This is a genomic window from Rhodococcus sp. APC 3903, assembly GCF_030407755.1.
Classification (GTDB): Bacteria; Actinomycetota; Actinomycetes; order Mycobacteriales; family Mycobacteriaceae; genus Rhodococcus_F; species Rhodococcus_F erythropolis.
Window position 1 is genome coordinate 1 of record NZ_JASDCV010000012.1, and the last position, 18,249, is coordinate 18,249.

The following is an 18,249-nucleotide window of genomic DNA, read 5'->3' on the forward strand; positions in this document are numbered from 1 at the left end:
CGACCACGACGACTGAGCCGACCACGACGACTGAGCCGACCACGACGACTGAGCCCACGACAACTGAGGCCTCGACCAACCCTTCGGCGTCGCAACGTCCGAGCAGCAGCGCTTCCCCTGCGACCAACGCAACTTCGCAGACTGAGAGTTCATCTAGCGAAGCAGCCTCCGAGACGACGCAGTCCCCTTCCGAGTCGCAGTCGAGTTCCGAGCCATCCTCGGAGGCAGCGGTTCCGCCGGCTGGACCGTCTGATCCGCAGGGGCCGTCAGCAGGCGGCGGAGCACCTGCACCCTCTGCCGGTGGACCGGCGAACGCTGCGCCGGGCGCAGTCGCAGCACCGTCCGCGCCCGAGGTTCTGGCCGCACCGGCTCCCGTAGCTCCCCAGGTACCGTCGAACGCTCCGAACGTCGCGAGTCCCAGTGAGAACCCGCAGGCATTCCCGACGGCGTTCACTCAAGGCCTTCCACCGATTCTCAACGCTGCCGCCGTCGCAGGCGGTGTGGGCGGAATGGCAGTCGTAGCGGCCGGTGCGGGAGCAATGACTTTCCGCGGAGCATCGTTGCAGAAGGCACGTATGGCTGCCGCACGTGCCGAATTCCTGGCACCCGGATCACAGGGAGGTGCGTGAGTCGTGCCGGACAGACGTTCACATCGCCGCGTTCTGGCCGCGGTGGATGCCGTATGTGACGCAGCAGCGTCGTCGGAGGCTGTGTCACTGCTTACGGTGGTGCAGACAGTCGCCCGAGAGCGCGGGCGCCCGATCGAGATCGATCTGGAAACCCCTCTCGCCACCGGAGTGTGCGGTCAGCGCCGGGCCTACGACGACCACGACGTCATCGTTTTGGCTCCCGGGCTACCCAATGTCGAGCGGACTCTGGCACATGAGTTGGGGCACATAGTGTTTCGCCACGAGGGTGCCGAGATCGCCGAGGCGACGCTCGAGGTCAGTGATGATTTGATCGCCTACATGTTGAGTCAACGTTCTCTGCGGCGCAACGAACCCGTGCCGATGGATGACATCGCGGAGTGGGAAGCCGAGACGTTCGCGTCGATGTTGATCATGCGTCTGCGAACGATGAGTGGCCGTGGGACACCGCTGTCGGTGTTGCGGTACGACGAGGCGATCGGATGATCTTTTGGGCTGTGGCCCTTCTCGTCTGGGTTGCAGCCGGCGCGAGACTGGGTCGAGTTGTCGCGCGCACCGCGACGCCGTTGCGAATGTCGATGGTCTTCGCAGGCTTCTCGGTCGCATTGTCGTCGACGGTCATGGTGCCGGCGGTGTGGGACATCGTCGATCGAATTGCGCCGGAGCAACATGCCGCAGCGATGATCGTCATCGTCTTGTGGACCGCGTTGTCTGCGGCCAGTGCAGTCGGCGCCGTGTCTGCCTGGCCGGTGATGTCGCGTCCAGCTATGCGCGGCCTCGCCACGGTGCTGTACTCGGTGGGGCTCCTGGTGGCGATCGCGGTTCTTTTCGGATACCCAGCGCCGGCCCTGATCTTTATCATTGTCGCTCTGTCCCTTGTCATTTCGACGGGGCTACGGCACGTTGCCTGGGCGCCGTTGGGTCGCGGTATCGCATTGATCGTGACAGGTTCGTCGGTCTTGCTTGTCGTGGTCGTCGTGATGCTGGTCGAATCGATCGGTGGCACCAGCGCACTCGAATCGGATATCTGGACGGGCGCAGGGGTGTGGTTCATCGCTGCCTCGAGTGTTCTGATAGCGCTGGGCATCACGTGGGTGCTTCTCGAGACGTGGTTGCGCGCACGACGAGACTTGTATCGCCTACGGCGGATGCATGCGCTTCTGGTGAAGCGATTCCCCGAGGTTGTCGACGCGGACAGCGCCGGAAGTACGTCAGTACTCCGGGCATCGGACATGATCGCCCAGATCATGGATGCGATGTACATACAGTCCGGCGCCGGGATGTTCGACGTCGGTGGTCAGGAACCGCCCCGGGCAGTTACCGCCCATGCAGGAATACTTGCGGGGTGGATCGCGGATCCATTGGCCTCGGATGTGTTGGACACCAGATGGATTGCGCCACCGGAGAAGATGTCGGCGCGCCGATGGGTGTTGTTGTTGGCGAAGGAACTCGATGAAACGACAAAAGTAGGTCGACGTTCGTAGTCGACCTACTCCATGTCAATTCAGTGCTTCAGCACATTTGCATCAGCGTGACGCGTCGGGCGGAACCTCTGGCAAACCCTCACTCGCGCGGAGCTTTTCAGCCATCGTGGTGAGCAGATTCTGCGATTCTTCCGACAGGTCGAATGCGCGGCTCGAGAGGCGGCGAAGGCCGTAACCTTGGAGCTGCGAGAGCAGTTCGAGGTCGTGATCGATCTTGGCAGCGTAGATGTCGTTGAAGAAGTAGTCGGGCTTCACCTTGAAGAACCGGGCGAACGCAGCGACTGTCTCGTCCGAGGGGTTGGTGCGCTGTCCCGAGCGGAGCTGCGAGATGTACGGCTTGGAGATCTGATGGCCGTCTTCGATGAGCGCTGCCGCAACCTCGGCGTTGGTGTGGGGTTTGCGCCCCGGAGGATGAACACTGTCGAACAGTTTGTTCAATCGTTCTGCAAAGTCAGCCATTGTGAACCGCCCCGTAATCCTCTCTAGCTAGCAATTGTCCGTTCAGTGAATCCTACGGTATCACGCGGATAACCGATCGGTAGCTCACCGTAGTCTGTTTAGTGGACCAGTTGTCAAATGTGTCCGAGATTCGTTTCGTTCGGCCATTGAGTGCTCAGCTATGTCTCAGCGCACATTGAGTATCGGCCGCACGAAGATTGTGCAGCTACGGTCGCGCTATTCGAACCTTCCATTACTTGGTTAATGTGCCCAGTATCAAACCTTTTACCCGTTTTGGCGATATTAGCTAAGCGTTAGCCTGGTTTTTCATATGTGTTCCGAAAGGAAAACCGCAGTTCAGTGACGGTGTGGAGTGATGCGGTTGCAATTATGGCGACTGTTCGCGATGTTGCTCGAATCACTTCGGGGTTGAACCTTGAACGGTTTGCCGGAATGCAATCTGCGCTAGCTAAACCCCCTGCGTAGGTGCAGAATTGTGATATGAAACACACGATGAGCGATGACGAACTGCGCCGCGCGATCCGTGAAATCCAGGATCGAGCCCACGACGCACGCAAGCGTGGGGACGATGTAGCGGCGGAAGAACTCGACCGTACGGTCAGGGGCTATCAAGAGCAGATGGCTCAGCGTCTGTAGCTGTCGGTGGGTTCGGCGGCTGCCGCCGAGGTCGTGGGTTCTGGCATGCTCACGGCCGCAATGCGTGTTTCGGGGCGGCCGCACAACGCGTGCGTAGACTTTCCCGCATGTCCACAGTACGAGTGCGGGGGAGTGTCGATCCATGTCAGTAAGGTCGCTTGAGGGTAAGAAATGCCTGATCACCGGCGCTGGTAGTGGGATAGGACGCGCAACTGCACTGCGGGCATCCGAGGCCGGAGCTGAATTGTTTCTCACTGATGTCAACGACCGTGGATTGCAAGAGACTGCCGCAATGGTTGGTGCCGGAGGCGGCACGGTCAGTTTGGCCAAGGCACTCGATATCTCGGACTACGACGAGGTCGTGAAATTCGGTACCGAGATTCACACTCAATTCTCTCCGATGGATGTCGTCATGAATATCGCCGGCATTTCAGCGTGGGGAACTATCGAGAACCTCGAGCATCGGCACTGGAAGTCGATGGTTGACGTCAACCTGATGGGACCGATCCATGTCATGGAGACGTTCGTTCCGCCCATGATCCGCGCCGGCAAGGGTGGGCACCTGGTCAATGTTTCTTCGGCCGCTGGGCTCTTGGCACTGCCGTGGCATGCCGCTTACAGTGCGAGCAAGTTCGGCCTTCGCGGGGTCTCCGAGGTGCTGCGATTCGATCTGAAGCGGCACGGAATCGGCGTCAGTCTGGTTGTGCCTGGTGGGGTGAAGACGCCTTTGGTGGGAACCGTGGAGATCGCGGGTATCGACCGGGATGACCCGCGGGTCAAAAAGCTCACGCACCGGTTCGAGAAGCGCGCGGTCTCCCCGGAGAAGGTGGCCTCGTGCATTCTGCGGGGAATCGAGAAGAACACGTACCTCGTGTATACGTCCAATGACATTCGATTCGGATACTGGTGGGCCCGCAAATTCGCCCCGCCTTACGAGTTCGTGATGCAAAAAGCGAACGACCAGTTCAGTAAATTGCTCAAGCGATGAGCATTAACTCCGACGGGACTTTTATCTAGTCGAATAGGGACCAAAGTCATGCCGAAGAGTTTTCACTTCGATATCGAATTCAAATATCCGATCGACGACGTGCATCGAACTTTGACAGACCCGAGTTATTGGAAAGTCCGACTCGGAGACCTTTATGCCACCTCGGACATCGAAGCTGGAGACGGATCGATCGAAGTATCCGTGTCCGAGGAAATCGACTCCGCCTCCCTCCCGACCCTGGTCGCCAAGGTTGCGCCGAGTCGACTGGGTCTGACACGGGTCGACCACTGGGGGCCTCTGTCTGACGGGAAGGCCGCAGGGTCGGTCACCGGGATCGCGCACGGACTGCCGATACGAATCGAGACGACGCTGGGCCTCACCGCCGCCGAGTCCTGCACGCGACTGGTCGTCGACGGGACGGCCGAAGTGAAGATGCCGATTATCGGCGGCCAGATCGAGAAGTTGCTGAAGAAGACCGTCGAGGACTTGCTGGGGCGCGATCGGGACGCTGTCGAGTCATTTCTCGCCTGAGTCGGCGCCGAAATCCACCTCCAGAACGCGTGCACCTGGGCCGGCGGCAGCGAGTTGATCGTGAGGGTTTGCGAGGGCGCATCCCTCCAGTGAGAGACACCCGCAACCTATGCAACCGGTGAGATTGTCGCGTAGTCGTTCCAGTTGCTCGATGCGGAGATCGAGGTGGCGCCGCCATCCGGTCGACAACCGTTCCCAATCTGCGCGGTTCGGGGTACGGCCTTCAGGAAGTGTGCCGAGGGCTTCCCGGATTTCCGACAGTGGAATGCCGACGCGTTGCGAGATTCGGATGAAGGCGACGCGTCGAAGCGTGTCTCGTTGGTATCGACGCTGGTTGCCGCTGGTCCGGCGACTGACGATGAGGCCTTCTCGTTCGTAGAAATGCAGGGCCGAGACGGCGACACCGCTGCGCTCGGAGAGCTGGCCGGGCGTAAGTTCCTTGGCTTTCCACGACGGCATCTCCATGGCGACTACCGGTCCGTCGCCCGGTGGAGGGTGGCGTGGAGATGATGCGTCAGCGGGGTGTCGCCGTGCGCCATCCACAAGTCGTAGGTCAGGGTGTCGCCTTGGACGCGCATGACTCGCCGGACGTCGTGAACCGGTTTTGCGTCGGGCGATGCTGCGAGCGTGAGACGGGTCAAGGCGAGAGTGCCTTCGGAGTCGACGGTGCCGCGATGGATCTCGACAAAACCGGTGGGCTGGCTGACCAGCAGTTCGAGCTCACCACCAGGTGTCGGGCGCAGGTATCCCGATTCCATGTGAAGTGGTCGGCCGTCGGGGAGCCCTCGAGTGCGCGACGAGTAGGTGACAAACGGTTTCGGAGTCGGAGCGAACTCGATCTCCTCGGAGTACTCGAAGTCGTCGATGGTGGGGAAATGTCCGGCTCCAGCGCCGACCCAGCGCCCGGTGAACCTGTCGATTCCGGCGCCGCCCAGCGCCGCCTGATCCGTGCTACTCATTGCGTGGTCCTCTCGCCTGCGTCGGATCAGACGTTACGCGGGAAGATATGGCAGCTGCTCATCCCTGCTGGGTGGGGCCTACGGGATTAGTGTTCACTCATGAACGCTTCTGGCTCCGTCCCCCTCGGTGTCGATTCCGAGGTGGGCCGATTGCGATCGGTCATTCTTCATCGTCCGGGCGACGAGTTGAAACGATTGACTCCGCGCAACAACGACGAGCTGCTGTTCGACGCGTTGCCGTGGGTGGACCGCGCGCAGGAAGAACACGATCAGTTTGCGACCGTCCTTCGTGAGCGCGGCGTCGAGGTACTGCTTTTGTCCGATCTCCTCACCGAGGCGCTCGAGGTCAGTGGCGCAGCGAGGATCCAGGGAATCGCGGCCGCCGTCGACGCACGCAAGATCGGCCACGCGCTCGGACAACACCTGGCTGCGTACCTGCGAAAGGTAGAACCGAAGGAGCTGTCGTCGATCCTTACTGCCGGAATGACGTTCGACGAGCTGCCGATCGACGCCGGCTCGACCTCGTTGGTGCGCAGGATGCATCACGGCGGTGACTTCGTGATCGACCCGCTGCCCAACTTGCTCTTCACCCGCGATTCGTCGTTCTGGGTCGGGCCACGGGTCATCATCACGTCCTTGGCGTTGTCAGCGCGAGCTCGCGAATCCTCGATCACGGATCTGGTCTACGCGCATCACCCTCGATTCAAGGGAGTGCGCCGCGCGTACGAGTCGCACACGGCTCCTGTCGAGGGAGGTGACGTGCTGCTTCTCGCGCCTGGGGTGATCGCGATCGGTGTCGGTGAACGTACGTCACCCGCCGGCGCAGAAGCATTGGCGCGTAGCGTGTTCGACGATGGTCTCGCCCACACGGTGTTGGTTGTTCCGATCGAGCAACGCCGAGCGTCGATGCATCTCGACACGGTCTGCACCATGGTCGAGGCCGACGCGGTCGTCATGTATCCGGCCATTCAGGACACATTGGCAGCGTTCACCCTTCGCAAGGAAGACGACGGGGTGAGTATTCGCGGTGCGACGCCGTTCCTCGAAGCGGCAGCCGACGCCATGGGAATCGGAAAACTTCGAGTGATCGACACCGGACTCGACACGGTCACTGCCGAGCGTGAGCAATGGGACGACGGCAACAACACGTTGGCCGTCGAACCGGGCGTCGTCGTCGCTTACGAGCGCAACGTCGAAACGAATGCCAGGCTGGAGGCCTCGGGTATCGAGGTTTTGCGAATCGCGGGTTCCGAACTGGGCTCCGGTCGCGGTGGACCTCGCTGCATGTCCTGCCCGATCGCCCGCGATCCGCTGTGAGCGGTAGACGTCAGAGAATCTCTTCCACCTTGGCTGCCGGACGCGCGAGCACCGTGCCCTTGTCAGTGACGACGAATGGGCGTTCGATCAGAATTGGGTGCTCGATCATCGCGTCGAGGATCTCGGATTCGGAAGCGTCGGCGAGTCCGAGGTCCTTGTACTGCGTTTCGCGCTTGCGAACCGCTTGACTGGGCTCGAGGCCGGCGTCGGCGATGAGTTTTTCCAGCTCGGATCGGGTAGGCGGAGTATCGAGGTACTTGACGATGGTGGGTTCGATGCCGGCTTCCCGGATGAGCCCGAGAACGGTCCGCGAGGTGTTGCACCGTTGATTGTGGAAGATGGTTGCAGATGCCATGTTCGTCATTCTGCCTCTGCGTCCGAACTCGTGGGACAAACAGGGGAACAACGGGCCGCTCCGGAGTGCTGCACTTGAAGTACCGACGTGTGAGGAGAAAACGATGACGGAACATCGAAGTGTGGACGAACGACGCGTGGTCATTGCCGGTGGGCACGGCAAGATCGCGCAGCACCTGACGTACCTGCTGGCAGGGCATGGTGATCGGCCGGTAGCGCTGATCCGCAACTCCGCGCACGAGGGTGCGGTCCGCACACTCGGCGCGTTCCCCGTGGTGATCGATCTGGAATCCTCCACGGTCGAGGAAGTTGCGAAGGTACTCGACGGTGCCGACGTCGCGGTCTTCGCCGCGGGCGCCGGACCTGGTAGCTCGATCGAGCGCAAGGACTCCGTCGACCGAGCTGCGGCGGTGCTGTTGGCCGATGCCGCCGAGAAAGCGGGAGTACGTCGGTTCATACAGATCAGCGCCATGGGTGCCGGTGACGAAATACCGGAGAACACCGACGAGGTTTTTGCCGCCTACCTGCGGGCGAAGACGGCAGCGGAGGAAGACCTGAAGACAAGGTCTTCGCTCGATTGGACGATTCTTCGGCCAGGACTTCTGACGGACGACGACCCGACCGGTGAAGTATTGCTTGCGCAGCCGCCCGTCGATCGAGGCTCTGTGCCTCGAGCCGATGTCGCCGCGGTCGTCGAAGCGCTCATCGATGCGCCGTCCAGCGTCGGCAAGACATTGGTTCTGACCTCCGGCCCGCATACGATCCGCGAGGCGATCGAGGGCCTGTGACCGAGAAGATACGACGAGGGTGACGATGAAGATCGCAATCGAACACGATTCCTCCACAGCTCCGTACGACCAACTGCGGCAACAGATTATCGAGCAGGTTCACGGCGGCGGATTGATCGCGGGAACCAAGATCCCGACGGTGCGAGCGTTGGCCTCGGAGCTGGGATTGGCGGCCAACACCGTCGCGAAGGCTTATCGCGCGCTCAGCGATCAGGGCGTCATCGAAACGAGGGGAAAGCAAGGGACATTCATCGCTTCGGGGACCGATCCGGTGCAGGCGCAGGCCGAGCAGGCGGCGACCGCGTTTGCGCATAGGGTCCGCTCGCTCGGGTACTCCGACAGTGAGATCGTCGCCATGGTGGAGTCGGCATTGAGAGGTGCGTGACACAATGTTTAAGTTGACGCTTCAACTTAAAGCTGTCAGTCTTGGCTCATGAATTCGTCGATTGCTCGTGACCTCGGACTCCTCATCGCCCGTGTCGGCCTCGGGATCATCTTCATCGCCCACGGTTGGCAGAAGTTCTTCACCTACAAGATCGCCGGAACGCAGGCCGCGTTCGAAGGGATGGGCGCCCCGCTCCCCAAGATTTCTGCGGTTGTGGCTGCATCCATCGAACTCGGCGGCGGAATCCTGCTCATCGCGGGTCTGTTGACCCCGCTCGTCGGCGCGCTGCTGTTCCTCGACATGGTTGGCGCGTTCTTCATCGTGCACGCGGACAAGGGTGTCTTCATCGACAACGGTGGCTACGAACTCGTCGTCGCACTCGGTGTCGGATCGCTCTTGATCGCTGTGATCGGCGCAGGACGCATCAGTATCGACGGATTGATCGGCAAGGGCAACGGTTGGGTTAAAACCCCAGCTTGATCGGGGTGAGAAGGCGGGTTCAACGGACGTTGAGCCCGCCTTCCGGCTTGCTTTTGGCCCATAAAGTGACGAACGTAGTCATCTATGGTGACGAAATCTGATCGATCCGAACAAGATTCCGGGGCCAACGAAGAGCGCCCGGAGACGGGCTTTACTCGAGTAGGCGTTCGGACCGACTACGTGGTGTTTTCCGTGGCGGCTGCCGCGGTGCTGGCTATTGTCGTGTGGGGCCTCGTAGCTCCCGACAACCTCGATTCGGTAACCGGAAGTGTTCTCGGCTGGTTGGTGACGAACATCGGCTGGCTCTTCGTACTCGCAGCTTCGGCTTTCGTGCTGTTTTCCATCTACCTCGCGGTCAGTCGATTCGGCGACATTCCGCTGGGCAAGGACGGTGAGAAGCCCGAGTTCCGAACCGTCAGCTGGATCGCGATGATGTTCAGCGCCGGCATGGGGATCGGCCTGATGTTCTTCGGTGTCGCGGAACCGCTTGCGCACTACGTGACTCCGCCTCCCGGCACCGACGGTGGCGTCGGAACTGCCATGGCCACCACCATGTTTCACTGGGGTCTTCATCCTTGGGCGATGTATGCCGTTGTGGGCCTTGCCATTGCATACGGGTCGTATCGCCGAGGACGCAAGCAACTGTTCAGTTCGGCCTTCATTCCGTTGCTCGGTCGCAAGGCCGAAGGGCCGATCGGCAAGGTCATCGACATCCTGGCGATCTTTGCCACACTTTTTGGTACCGCAGCATCTTTGGGGCTCGGCGCACTTCAGATCGGCTCCGGTTTCGAGGTAGTCGGCTGGATGGAAGAAGCCGGCGTTTTCCTGCTCGTGGCCATCGTTGCGGTGCTGACCCTGGCATTCGTCGCTTCGGCAGTTTCCGGTGTGGCCAAGGGAATTCAGTGGCTCTCCAACATCAACATGGTGCTCGCGCTGATCTTGGCCCTGTTCGTGTTCGTTCTCGGGCCGACCGTGCTGATTCTCAATCTGCTCCCGACGACCATTGGCGCATACGTTTCCGACCTCGCCCAGATGTCCGCCCGCACGGGTGCATCATCGAATCCTGAAACGGGCGCGTGGCTTTCGTCGTGGACGATCTTCTACTGGGCATGGTGGGTGTCTTGGACGCCGTTCGTCGGCATGTTCCTGGCACGCATCAGCCGCGGCCGCACGATCCGCCAGTTCATCGTCGGCGTCATCGCCGTTCCCACGACTGTCAGCTTGCTCTGGTTCGCGATCTTCGGCGGCGCGGGCATCGGCGAGGAACGTGACGGAATCGGCTTGTCCGGCCGAGGCTCGGAAGAGGCTCAACTGTTCGGCATGCTCGACAATCTGCCGTTGGCCGGAGTGACGACTGTCCTCGTCATGCTGCTCGTGGCAGTGTTCTTCGTTTCCGGCGCAGACGCTGCGTCGATGGTGATGGGGACGCTCTCGCAGCGCGGAACGCTCGAACCGAGTCGCTGGGTCGTGGTCTTCTGGGGCATGTTGACCGGTGGCGTCGCGGCGCTTCTGCTGTGGACCGGTGGCTCTGAAGCGCTCGACGGCTTGCAGACCATGACGATCATCGCTGCGGCGCCGTTCGTGCTGGTCATGATCGGACTGTGCTTCTCGCTGTACAAGGATCTTTCGCACGACCCGATCATCATTGCGGCGAAGGAGCAGAAACGTGCTCTCCTACGCCCGAGGCGGGGACGTCGCGTCGGTAAGCCGACAGAGTAATCGTGAAACGAAGGAGGCACCGAACCAGGTTCGATGCCTCCTTCGTCTGTCCCACTATTTCCAGCTAGGCAGCCACAGATGGTTCTGCCACGATTCCGGCGTGATCGGCATGGCGGTGAGTATCGGCCAGAGGTAGACGAAGTTGGCCACGACCAGACCGATGTACAGACTGACCGCAAGAAGTCCGGTGGTACGACGCTCGACGGACGCGCTCGCCTTGCCCAGAACATCGCCGAGGACCAGCGCAAATCCCATGACCATGAACGGGGCGAGTGCAACTGCGTAGAAGTAGTACATCTGGCGGTCGAGCGTCGCGAACCACGGAAGGTAAGCGGCGCCGTAGCCCGTCAGGACCACGGCGTATCGCCAGTCCCTGCGCACGAACGTCTGCCAGATCGCCCACGCCAACATCGGTAGTGCCAGCCACCACATCGCCGGTGTGCCGATCAGCATCACGGCCTTGACGCAGCTGGCGGCCCCGCAACCGGTGACCTGCTCGCCGTCGGCGTAGTAGTAGAGCATCGGTCGTAGCCCCATCGGCCACGTCCACGGTTTCGACTCCCACGGGTGGTGGTTTCCGGCGGAGTTGGTCAGACCGGCATGGAACTGGAGAACGTTTCCGCTGTAGTACCAGAGTGAACGCAGTGCGGAGGGAATGAAGCTCCACGTGCCGCCCTCACCGATCTCGTTACCGACGGCATGGCGGTCCACGCCGGTCTCGCTGGTGAACCAGGCCCAGTAGCTCGCGAGGTACACACCGAGCGGAATGACCACCAGCGCATACAGAGCTGGACCGATGTCGCGAACTGCGGTGCCGACCCACGGGCGCTGCACGCGGTATGCGCGGCGCGCTGACAGGTCGAAGGCAACACTGAGCAATCCGAAGAACAGAATGAAGTACATGCCGGACCACTTGGTTCCGCATGCCAGACCGAGCAGGATGCCGGCGCCGAACCTCCACCACCGGAAACCCAGCCGTGGACCCCAGGCGGAATCGCCGATTCGACCTTCCTCGTACACCTTCGCCATTCGTTCGCGGACTTGATCGCGATCGACCACCAGACATCCGAGGGCGGCGAGGACGAAGAAGGCCAGGAAGATGTCAAGCATCCCCAGGCGTGAGGAGACGAAGGTGACGCCGTCCACGATGAGCAGGATTCCGGCAATCGCCCCGATCAGCGTGGACCGCGTCATGCGGCGGACGATCCGGATGATCAGCAGGACCATCAGCGTCCCGACCAGGGCTGACGAGAATCGCCACCCCCAACCGTTGTAACCGAAGAGTGCTTCGCCGATCGCGATCATCTGCTTACCGATCGGCGGGTGCACCACCAATCCGTAACCGGGATTGTCCTCGATGCCACCGCCGGTCAGAACTTGCCAGCCCTGCGGAACGTAGTGCTTCTCGTCGAATACAGGTGTGCCGGCGTCGGTCGGGTAGGCGAGCATCGTGAAGCGGGTGATCGCCGCGATGGCGGTGATGAAAGCGGTGACGATCCAGCCGCGCAATCTGTCGGTCGGGCCGAAATCAGGATCCGGTACCAGCGGGCCGGGACTACGCACTACCCGATCGCTCGTGGCGGGCGTTGGCCGCTCGTCCGTCTGCACAGTCACCTGGCAATCGTAGGCTGTCAGGTATGACTGGTCGTTTGGTACTCGCCGCAACACCCATGGGAGATGTCGGTGACGCGTCCCCGCGTCTTCGGTCTGCTCTCGCAACCGCCGACGTCGTCGCTGCGGAGGACACACGACGCACCAAGTCTCTGGCGTCCGCGCTCGAGGTCACCATCACGGGGAAGATCGTCAGTTTCTACGACCAGGTCGAGATTTCGCGGCTGCCCGCGTTGGTCGCCGACGTGGCCGAAGGCAAGACCGTCCTGCTGGTCACCGATGCAGGCATGCCGTCGGTCAGTGACCCCGGATATCGCCTCGTTGCCGCCTGCGTAGCCGAGAACCTCGCCGTCACGTGTCTCCCGGGCCCGTCGGCGGTCACGACGGCGCTGGCACTCTCGGGTTTGCCGGTGGAGCGGTTCTGCTTCGACGGATTCCCGCCGCGAAAGCAGGGGCAGCGCAAGACCTGGCTTTCGGCCCTGGCAACCGAGCAGCGAGCGTGTGTGTTCTTCGAAGCACCCCATCGCCTTGCCGACTGCCTCGCAGATGCGGTGGAAGTTCTCGGGCCCGATCGCCGCGCCGCCGTGTGCCGGGAATTGACCAAGACCTACGAGGAAGTGAAGCGCGGCACTCTCGGAGAGTTAGCTACTTGGGCGGCCGAGGGCGTTCGCGGAGAGATCACGGTGGTGCTCGAAGGCGCAGTACTGGTGGCATCTGATCCTGCCGATCTGGTCGACGAGGTGGAAAGGCTGGTCGAGGGGGGAGCACGATTGAAGGACGCGTGTGCTCTGGTCGCAACGGCCGGAGTCTCCAAGCGTGAGTTGTACGAGACGGTCCTGGCCGCTCGAAAGGACTAGCGGGAGCGGTTCACGGCGGGTGCGCCGGGACGCAGGTTGGCGTCGTCGGCTGCGGCCTGGCCGGCGTGCCAGCCTTCGGCGTCGACGGACCGTCCGCGAGTTTTGCGGGTTGTCGGGAACAATCGATCGAATTCGGCGTCGACGGCCTCGGAAGTGGTGGCCAGGATCGGCAGAAGATCCGCGACGTCCATCGATGCCGCGTCGGCCGCTTCGGCGGTGGCTTTGGTGCCGGCGTCACGCAGGCGGTGTCCGATGCGGCTGGCGAACCCGGCCAGGAATCCCTTGCGGAACGAGGTGGTGCGTGAGCCGCCACGATTGCTCGAGTCGGCGAATTGCATTGCACGGGTTGCCTGTACGAGCAAGGAAGTGAACAGCATATCGACTTGCTGAAGGTCGACCGGAGTGCCGACGACGGTCGCGAGTGCAATGTCGCTGAACCAGACAGTCCTGACTCGATTCGATTCGCCGATCTCGGTCAGGAGGTGAACCTTTTCCTTCACGTACGGGTTCTCGATGTGAATGCGTCGGGCATTCACGGATGTGTCGGTGACCCCGGCGCGAGAGTGGAGCAGCGCGGAATCGATGGCGTACCGGGTCATCAACTCCTGAGCCTTCGCGGTGAAAATCTCGGCTTCTTCCGCGAAGTTGGTGGCTTCGGCTTTGGCGAGTAATCCACGAATTCGCTTGAGTACCTTGGCGTCGACCTCGGTATCACCGACGCCGGCATAGGTGGTGTCGGTCCGTTGCGACGGCCAGGTGGATGGTGGCGCGAGCAACACCGTCCACTGAGGTAGGCGCATCCACGATCGCGCGACGTCGACGATTTGCGAAACAAGGAAGTAGGGATCCTGGAACAGAAGGCCGGCCGCGAGGGAGCGAAAAACGTCGTCGTCCACGGTGATTCGAGAAGCGATGCGTCGAGACTTCGCATACTGCTCGCCGATCGTCTGCAACTGCCCCACCCATTCGAGCGGTGCGCGATCGGAGGCGCGCGACGCTTTCGCATCGAACAGGATGGTGGTGGCGGCGAGATCGGCGTCGGACGCTTCTTTGCTTCGACGCGCCAGATGAATCAGATCCGCCGGCTGCCATCCGCGGTCGTACGCCGCGGACAGTTCGGAAACGAGATCTCGCACCGCGGAAACGGATTGAGGGCTGACCTCCTGAGTGGACACCCGCGCTCCGTTCCATGGCAGTGTCTGCGCCGAAGCGCTGGTTCGAATGTATGTTCTATTCGTCGTCATGGCTGGAGTGTGCACGTGGGGTCCGACACATCCGCCTGTAACCGGATATCTCGGACCCCACGTGCGGCACTCTCGCTTAGCTCATTCCTCGACGAAGCGGGGGAAAACTGGCGCCGGAGCAGGCAGTTTCCGGTTGGCGTCGATGCGAACCGCGATGTCGGCGAACTGCCGGTTCTCTTCGCTCTGGCCGAGCAGATCGAGGATGCGTGACGCCGCGTCGGGCATCACCGGCTGAACGAGAAGCCCGACGATACGGACCACTTCGAGCGTCACGTACAGAACCGTCGCCATGCGTGCCGGATCGGTCTTACGCAGAACCCACGGTTCCTGCTTGGAGAAGTACCGGTTGGTCTCGCCGAGAACGCCCCAGATGGCTTCCAGTGCGAGATGCAGAGCCTGCACGTCGAACTCGCTGCGGCACTTGGCGAGCAGGGCATCCACCGATGCCAGCATCGCCAGGTCGTCCTCGGTGAACTCGCCGGGGGTGGGTACCTGGGCGTCGCAGTTCTTCGCGACCATCGTCAGCGAACGCTGCGCGAGATTGCCGAGTTCGTTCGAGAGATCAGCATTCATGCGCGTCACGATCGCTTCGTGACTGTAGCTGCCGTCCTGACCGTACGAGATCTCGCGGAGCAAGAAGAAGCGGACCGCGTCGAGGCCGTACTGATCGACCATCGCGATGGGGTCGACGACGTTGCCGACGGACTTCGACATCTTCTCGCCCTTGTTGTACAAGAAGCCGTGGACGAACACCCGCTCCGGCAGTTCGATGCCGGCAGACATGAGGAATGCCGGCCAGTACACGGTGTGGAACCGCGTGATGTCCTTGCCGATGATGTGCAGGCTCGCGGGCCAGAACTTCTTGAACTCCTCCGAATCGACGTTCGGGTATCCGACGCCCGTCAGGTAGTTGGTGAGGGCGTCTACCCAGACGTACATGACGTGGTCCGGGTCGCCCGGCACCTTGACGCCCCAGTCGAACGTGGTGCGCGAGATCGAGATGTCCTTGAGGCCGCCCTTGACGAAGCTGACGATCTCGTTGCGGCGTGTCGTGGGGGCGATGAATTCGGGGTGCTCTTCGTACAGCGCGAGGAGACGCTCCCCGTACGCCGAGAGACGGAAGGTGTAGTTCGACTCCTCGGTCCACTCCACCGGGGTGCCGGTCTCGGTGGACTGACGGGTGCCGTCCTCCAGAAGCGTGGTCTCGGCTTCGGTGTAGAAGGCCTCGTCCCGAACCGAGTACCAACCCGAGTACGTGTCGAGGTAGATGTCGCCCGATGCGGCCATCTTCTCCCAGATCGCCTTGCTGGCGACCTGGTGATCAGCGTCCGTGGTGCGGATGAACCGGTCGTACGAGATGTTCAGGACCTTGTCGAGGTTCTGGAACACGTCGGAGTTTCGAGCCGCGAGTTCGCGTACGTCGATGCCCTCTTTGATCGCTGTCTGCTGCATCTTCAGACCGTGCTCGTCGGTACCGGTCATGAAGAACACTTCATGACCGTCCAAACGCTTGAAGCGGGCGAGCGCGTCCGAGGAGATGTACTCGTACGCGTGGCCGATGTGCGGAGCGCCGTTGGGATACGCGATCGCTGTCGTGATGTAGAACGGCGATCGTTCCGCGCCTTCCGGGGCGGCGGAGTCCGGGCGCGGGGTCTGGGAGGGTGAGGCAGGCACAGTCATGGTGGGCTTACTCTATCGGGCGTGAGCAAAGACCGTCCCGCCCCCGATGCCCCTGAGCCCTTGTCGCCTCTGATCGACGCCCATACGCACCTCGACGCGTGCGGCGCACACGACGCTGCGACCGTGGCCGAAATAGTCGATCGAGCCGAGGCCGTCGGCGTCGGACGGGTCGTCACGGTGGCCGACGACCTCGATGCTGCACGCTTTGCCGTCGACGCTGCGAACTGGGATTCGAGGGTTTACGCAGCCGTCGCAATCCATCCGACCAGGGCGAACGTCCTGGATGCCGACACCAGGGCCGAGATCGAACGGTTGGCGTCCGATCCGCGGGTCGTCGCGGTGGGGGAGACCGGGCTGGATCTCTACTGGCCAGGCAAGCTCGAAGGGTGCGCCACGATCGAGGAGCAGGTCGACGGTTTCCGGTGGCACATCGATCTGGCGAAGCGTCTCGGTAAGACGCTGATGATTCACAATCGCGAAGCCGATCAGGATCTGCTGCGGGTGCTGCAAGAGGAAGGCGCGCCGGAGACAGTGGTCTTCCACTGCTTCTCCTCGGATTCGGAGATGGCGCGGGAGTGCATCGCAGCCGGGTACGTGTTGAGTTTTTCGGGAACCGTGAGTTTCAAGAATGCGAAGGCGCTGCGTGAGGCCGCGCTGTTGGTGCCGTCGGATCAGCTGATCGTCGAGACGGATGCGCCGTTCTTGACGCCGCACCCGTTCCGCGGTGCGCCTAACGAGTCGTACTGCCTGCCGTACACAGTGCGTGCACTCGCAGACATCCGCGGCGAGGATCCGCAGACGCTGGCGGCAGCGTCCACGGCGACAGCGGAGCGCGTCTACAAGATCTGACGCTATTCTGGTTCGACAGGTAACTCCGCGCCCGGGATCGTCGTGTCCCGGTCCGTCTACTGCGCGGGGTATTTCAGATGAATGACTACAACGTGGTCACAGTCCGCATCGAAACGTGGGAATTAGAGTGCTGTGCACCGTTGCCGGTGGTCGGCGAAAAATCTTCGTGGGCTTTGCACCCGATACCTGACTCGCTGTGGTTCGACGGGTCGGTTCATGGAGGAATCTTTCCCGACGACGTGGAACCTACTGCCGGGATCGTTCTCTCGATCCGACTCGAGCGCGGGGAATTTGTCGAACAAGAACCCAGACACTGGGTGTTGGTGCCTGGAAGCACCGATCATGTTCGAGTCGAGAAGGTCCCACCACATTTTCGCGGAATGTCGTCGCTGGTTGCCGGTCGGCGTGGCTGGATGGAGACGGCCGTTGTCGTCGAATTGGCCACCACCCGTGCGCCTTTCCGGTAGTCCCCACTACCAAAAAGGCGCACAGGGGGCTTGCCCCTACAGGACCTTCGCCAGGAAGTCCTGGGTGCGCTGCTGCTGGGGGTTGCCGAACAGGTTCTCCGGCTTGCCTTCTTCGACGATGTATCCGTCGGCCATGAAGATGACTCGATCGGAAACCTCACGGGCGAAGCCCATTTCGTGGGTTACGACGACCATGGTCATGCCCTGCTTGGCGAGGTCACGAAGCACCTGTAGAACCTCTCCCACCATCTCCGGGTCGAGGGCGCTGGTGGCCTCGTCGAAGAGCATGATGTCCGGGCTCATCGCCAGTGCGCGGGCAATGGCCACGCGTTGCTTCTGCCCACCGGACAGGCTGGCGGGCTTGGCATCTGCCTTCTCCGCGAGACCGACCTGGCCGAGCAGTTTGACGGCGATCTCGCGAGCCTGATCCTTGGTCGATCGCCCGGTCTGCACCGGGGCGAGCATCACGTTTTCGACGACGCTCATGTGTGGGAACAGGTTGAAGTGCTGGAACACCATCCCGATGTGCTGGCGCACCTTGTCGATGTCGACGTCCTTGTTCGTGAGGTCGAACTGGTCGACGCGCACGGAGCCGGCGGTGATGTCTTCGAGGCGGTTGAGGCAGCGCAGGAAGGTGGACTTACCCGAACCGGAAGGCCCGATGACGCAGACCACTTCACCGCTCTTGATGTCGACGTCGAGGCCTTTGAGGACCTCGTTGTCGCCGAACGACTTCTTCAGTCCCTTGACCGAAATCTTGACCTCGGTGTTGGACTTGCCCATGTTGACGGCTG

21 protein-coding genes and 1 pseudogene are annotated in these 18,249 nt (G+C 61.9%); 13 read left to right on the forward strand and 9 right to left on the reverse strand.

From position 1 onward, the window contains the following. Window positions 1-454: pseudogene (locus QMA15_RS17975) on the reverse strand (hypothetical protein); the annotation flags it as partial. Between the two features lie 178 nt (window positions 455-632). On the opposite strand from QMA15_RS17975, the gene QMA15_RS17980 reads away from it, so the two are divergent. Further along, complete coding sequence (locus QMA15_RS17980; RefSeq protein WP_003946241.1) at window positions 633-1,133, forward strand: ImmA/IrrE family metallo-endopeptidase; 501 nt, start codon at window positions 633-635, stop codon at window positions 1,131-1,133. Further along, window positions 1,130-2,131, forward strand: a complete 1,002-nt coding sequence (locus QMA15_RS17985; protein WP_060939738.1) for a hypothetical protein — start codon at window positions 1,130-1,132, stop codon at window positions 2,129-2,131. Before QMA15_RS17980 ends, QMA15_RS17985 begins: the two co-directional genes overlap by 4 nt. Window positions 2,132-2,173: 42 nt before the next feature. Here QMA15_RS17985 and QMA15_RS17990 read toward each other — a convergent pair whose 3' ends face one another. Then, window positions 2,174-2,590, reverse strand: coding sequence for a helix-turn-helix domain-containing protein (locus QMA15_RS17990; protein WP_003946231.1), 417 nt, complete (start codon window positions 2,588-2,590; stop codon window positions 2,174-2,176). A 492-nt stretch (window positions 2,591-3,082) separates the two neighbouring features. Between QMA15_RS17990 and QMA15_RS17995 the strand changes: the two genes are divergently transcribed. The 3 genes from QMA15_RS17995 to QMA15_RS18005 all read left to right on the forward strand — a co-directional run bounded on the left by QMA15_RS17995 (window position 3,083) and on the right by QMA15_RS18005 (window position 4,745). Next, the gene (locus QMA15_RS17995) at window positions 3,083-3,226 is read left to right on the forward strand and encodes a hypothetical protein (RefSeq protein ID WP_162267916.1); all 144 of its coding nucleotides are present in this window, start codon (window positions 3,083-3,085) and stop codon (window positions 3,224-3,226) included. A gap of 142 nt (window positions 3,227-3,368) precedes the next feature. After that, window positions 3,369-4,214: an SDR family oxidoreductase gene (locus QMA15_RS18000; protein ID WP_060939739.1), complete on the forward strand. Its 846-nt coding sequence runs from the start codon at window positions 3,369-3,371 to the stop codon at window positions 4,212-4,214. 48 nt (window positions 4,215-4,262) lie between these two features. Next, window positions 4,263-4,745: a DUF2505 domain-containing protein gene (locus QMA15_RS18005; protein WP_047888452.1), complete on the forward strand. Its 483-nt coding sequence runs from the start codon at window positions 4,263-4,265 to the stop codon at window positions 4,743-4,745. On the opposite strand, the gene soxR is transcribed toward QMA15_RS18005, so the two are convergent. Together soxR and QMA15_RS18015 are read right to left on the reverse strand one after the other, a co-directional pair. Beyond that, window positions 4,731-5,210 (reverse strand): redox-sensitive transcriptional activator SoxR, encoded by a 480-nt coding sequence (soxR, locus tag QMA15_RS18010; protein WP_019744715.1) that lies wholly within the window; start codon window positions 5,208-5,210, stop codon window positions 4,731-4,733. The two genes, QMA15_RS18005 and soxR, sit on opposite strands and share 15 nt — an antisense overlap. A gap of 5 nt (window positions 5,211-5,215) precedes the next feature. Next, window positions 5,216-5,704 (reverse strand): FABP family protein, encoded by a 489-nt coding sequence (locus QMA15_RS18015; RefSeq protein ID WP_020970333.1) that lies wholly within the window; start codon window positions 5,702-5,704, stop codon window positions 5,216-5,218. A 99-nt stretch (window positions 5,705-5,803) separates the two neighbouring features. Between QMA15_RS18015 and arcA the strand changes: the two genes are divergently transcribed. Next, window positions 5,804-7,021, forward strand: coding sequence for an arginine deiminase (gene arcA, locus QMA15_RS18020; protein ID WP_019744713.1), 1,218 nt, complete (start codon window positions 5,804-5,806; stop codon window positions 7,019-7,021). 10 nt (window positions 7,022-7,031) lie between these two features. On the opposite strand, the gene arsC is transcribed toward arcA, so the two are convergent. After that, complete coding sequence (gene arsC / locus QMA15_RS18025) at window positions 7,032-7,385, reverse strand: arsenate reductase (glutaredoxin) (RefSeq protein ID WP_020970331.1); 354 nt, start codon at window positions 7,383-7,385, stop codon at window positions 7,032-7,034. A gap of 94 nt (window positions 7,386-7,479) precedes the next feature. Here arsC and QMA15_RS18030 point away from each other — a divergent pair, with 94 nt between their 5' ends. The 4 genes from QMA15_RS18030 (at window position 7,480) to QMA15_RS18045 (ending at window position 10,747) form a co-directional block, all read left to right on the forward strand. Next, window positions 7,480-8,163 (forward strand): SDR family oxidoreductase, encoded by a 684-nt coding sequence (locus QMA15_RS18030; protein WP_020970330.1) that lies wholly within the window; start codon window positions 7,480-7,482, stop codon window positions 8,161-8,163. A gap of 25 nt (window positions 8,164-8,188) precedes the next feature. After that, window positions 8,189-8,548, forward strand: coding sequence for a GntR family transcriptional regulator (locus QMA15_RS18035; RefSeq protein ID WP_020970329.1), 360 nt, complete (start codon window positions 8,189-8,191; stop codon window positions 8,546-8,548). A gap of 48 nt (window positions 8,549-8,596) precedes the next feature. Continuing rightward, window positions 8,597-9,028 carry a DoxX family protein gene (locus tag QMA15_RS18040; RefSeq protein ID WP_020908616.1) on the forward strand — a complete coding sequence of 144 codons (432 nt, stop codon included), beginning with the start codon at window positions 8,597-8,599 and terminating at the stop codon, window positions 9,026-9,028. An 84-nt stretch (window positions 9,029-9,112) separates the two neighbouring features. Next, complete coding sequence (locus tag QMA15_RS18045; RefSeq protein WP_019744709.1) at window positions 9,113-10,747, forward strand: BCCT family transporter; 1,635 nt, start codon at window positions 9,113-9,115, stop codon at window positions 10,745-10,747. 54 nt (window positions 10,748-10,801) lie between these two features. On the opposite strand, the gene QMA15_RS18050 is transcribed toward QMA15_RS18045, so the two are convergent. Further along, window positions 10,802-12,361, reverse strand: a complete 1,560-nt coding sequence (locus tag QMA15_RS18050) for a phospholipid carrier-dependent glycosyltransferase (RefSeq protein ID WP_024487795.1) — start codon at window positions 12,359-12,361, stop codon at window positions 10,802-10,804. A gap of 23 nt (window positions 12,362-12,384) precedes the next feature. Here QMA15_RS18050 and rsmI point away from each other — a divergent pair, with 23 nt between their 5' ends. Continuing rightward, window positions 12,385-13,215: a 16S rRNA (cytidine(1402)-2'-O)-methyltransferase gene (gene rsmI / locus QMA15_RS18055; RefSeq protein ID WP_021332320.1), complete on the forward strand. Its 831-nt coding sequence runs from the start codon at window positions 12,385-12,387 to the stop codon at window positions 13,213-13,215. On the opposite strand, the gene QMA15_RS18060 is transcribed toward rsmI, so the two are convergent. Then, window positions 13,212-14,459 carry a DUF2786 domain-containing protein gene (locus QMA15_RS18060; protein WP_223257847.1) on the reverse strand — a complete coding sequence of 416 codons (1,248 nt, stop codon included), beginning with the start codon at window positions 14,457-14,459 and terminating at the stop codon, window positions 13,212-13,214. The genes rsmI and QMA15_RS18060 overlap by 4 nt on opposite strands. A gap of 81 nt (window positions 14,460-14,540) precedes the next feature. Next, window positions 14,541-16,139: a methionine--tRNA ligase gene (metG, locus tag QMA15_RS18065; RefSeq protein WP_060939741.1), complete on the reverse strand. Its 1,599-nt coding sequence runs from the start codon at window positions 16,137-16,139 to the stop codon at window positions 14,541-14,543. Window positions 16,140-16,160: 21 nt separating this feature from the next. On the opposite strand from metG, the gene QMA15_RS18070 reads away from it, so the two are divergent. Then, complete coding sequence (locus tag QMA15_RS18070) at window positions 16,161-16,988, forward strand: TatD family hydrolase (RefSeq protein WP_060939742.1); 828 nt, start codon at window positions 16,161-16,163, stop codon at window positions 16,986-16,988. A 77-nt stretch (window positions 16,989-17,065) separates the two neighbouring features. Then, window positions 17,066-17,455 (forward strand): DUF6578 domain-containing protein, encoded by a 390-nt coding sequence (locus tag QMA15_RS18075; RefSeq protein ID WP_060939743.1) that lies wholly within the window; start codon window positions 17,066-17,068, stop codon window positions 17,453-17,455. A gap of 36 nt (window positions 17,456-17,491) precedes the next feature. Here the strand turns inward: QMA15_RS18075 and QMA15_RS18080 are convergent, their stop codons facing one another. Next, entirely contained in the window at window positions 17,492-18,238 is a 747-nt protein-coding gene (locus QMA15_RS18080) for an amino acid ABC transporter ATP-binding protein (RefSeq protein ID WP_141488724.1), read from the reverse strand. Window positions 18,239-18,249 lie beyond the last annotated feature (11 nt).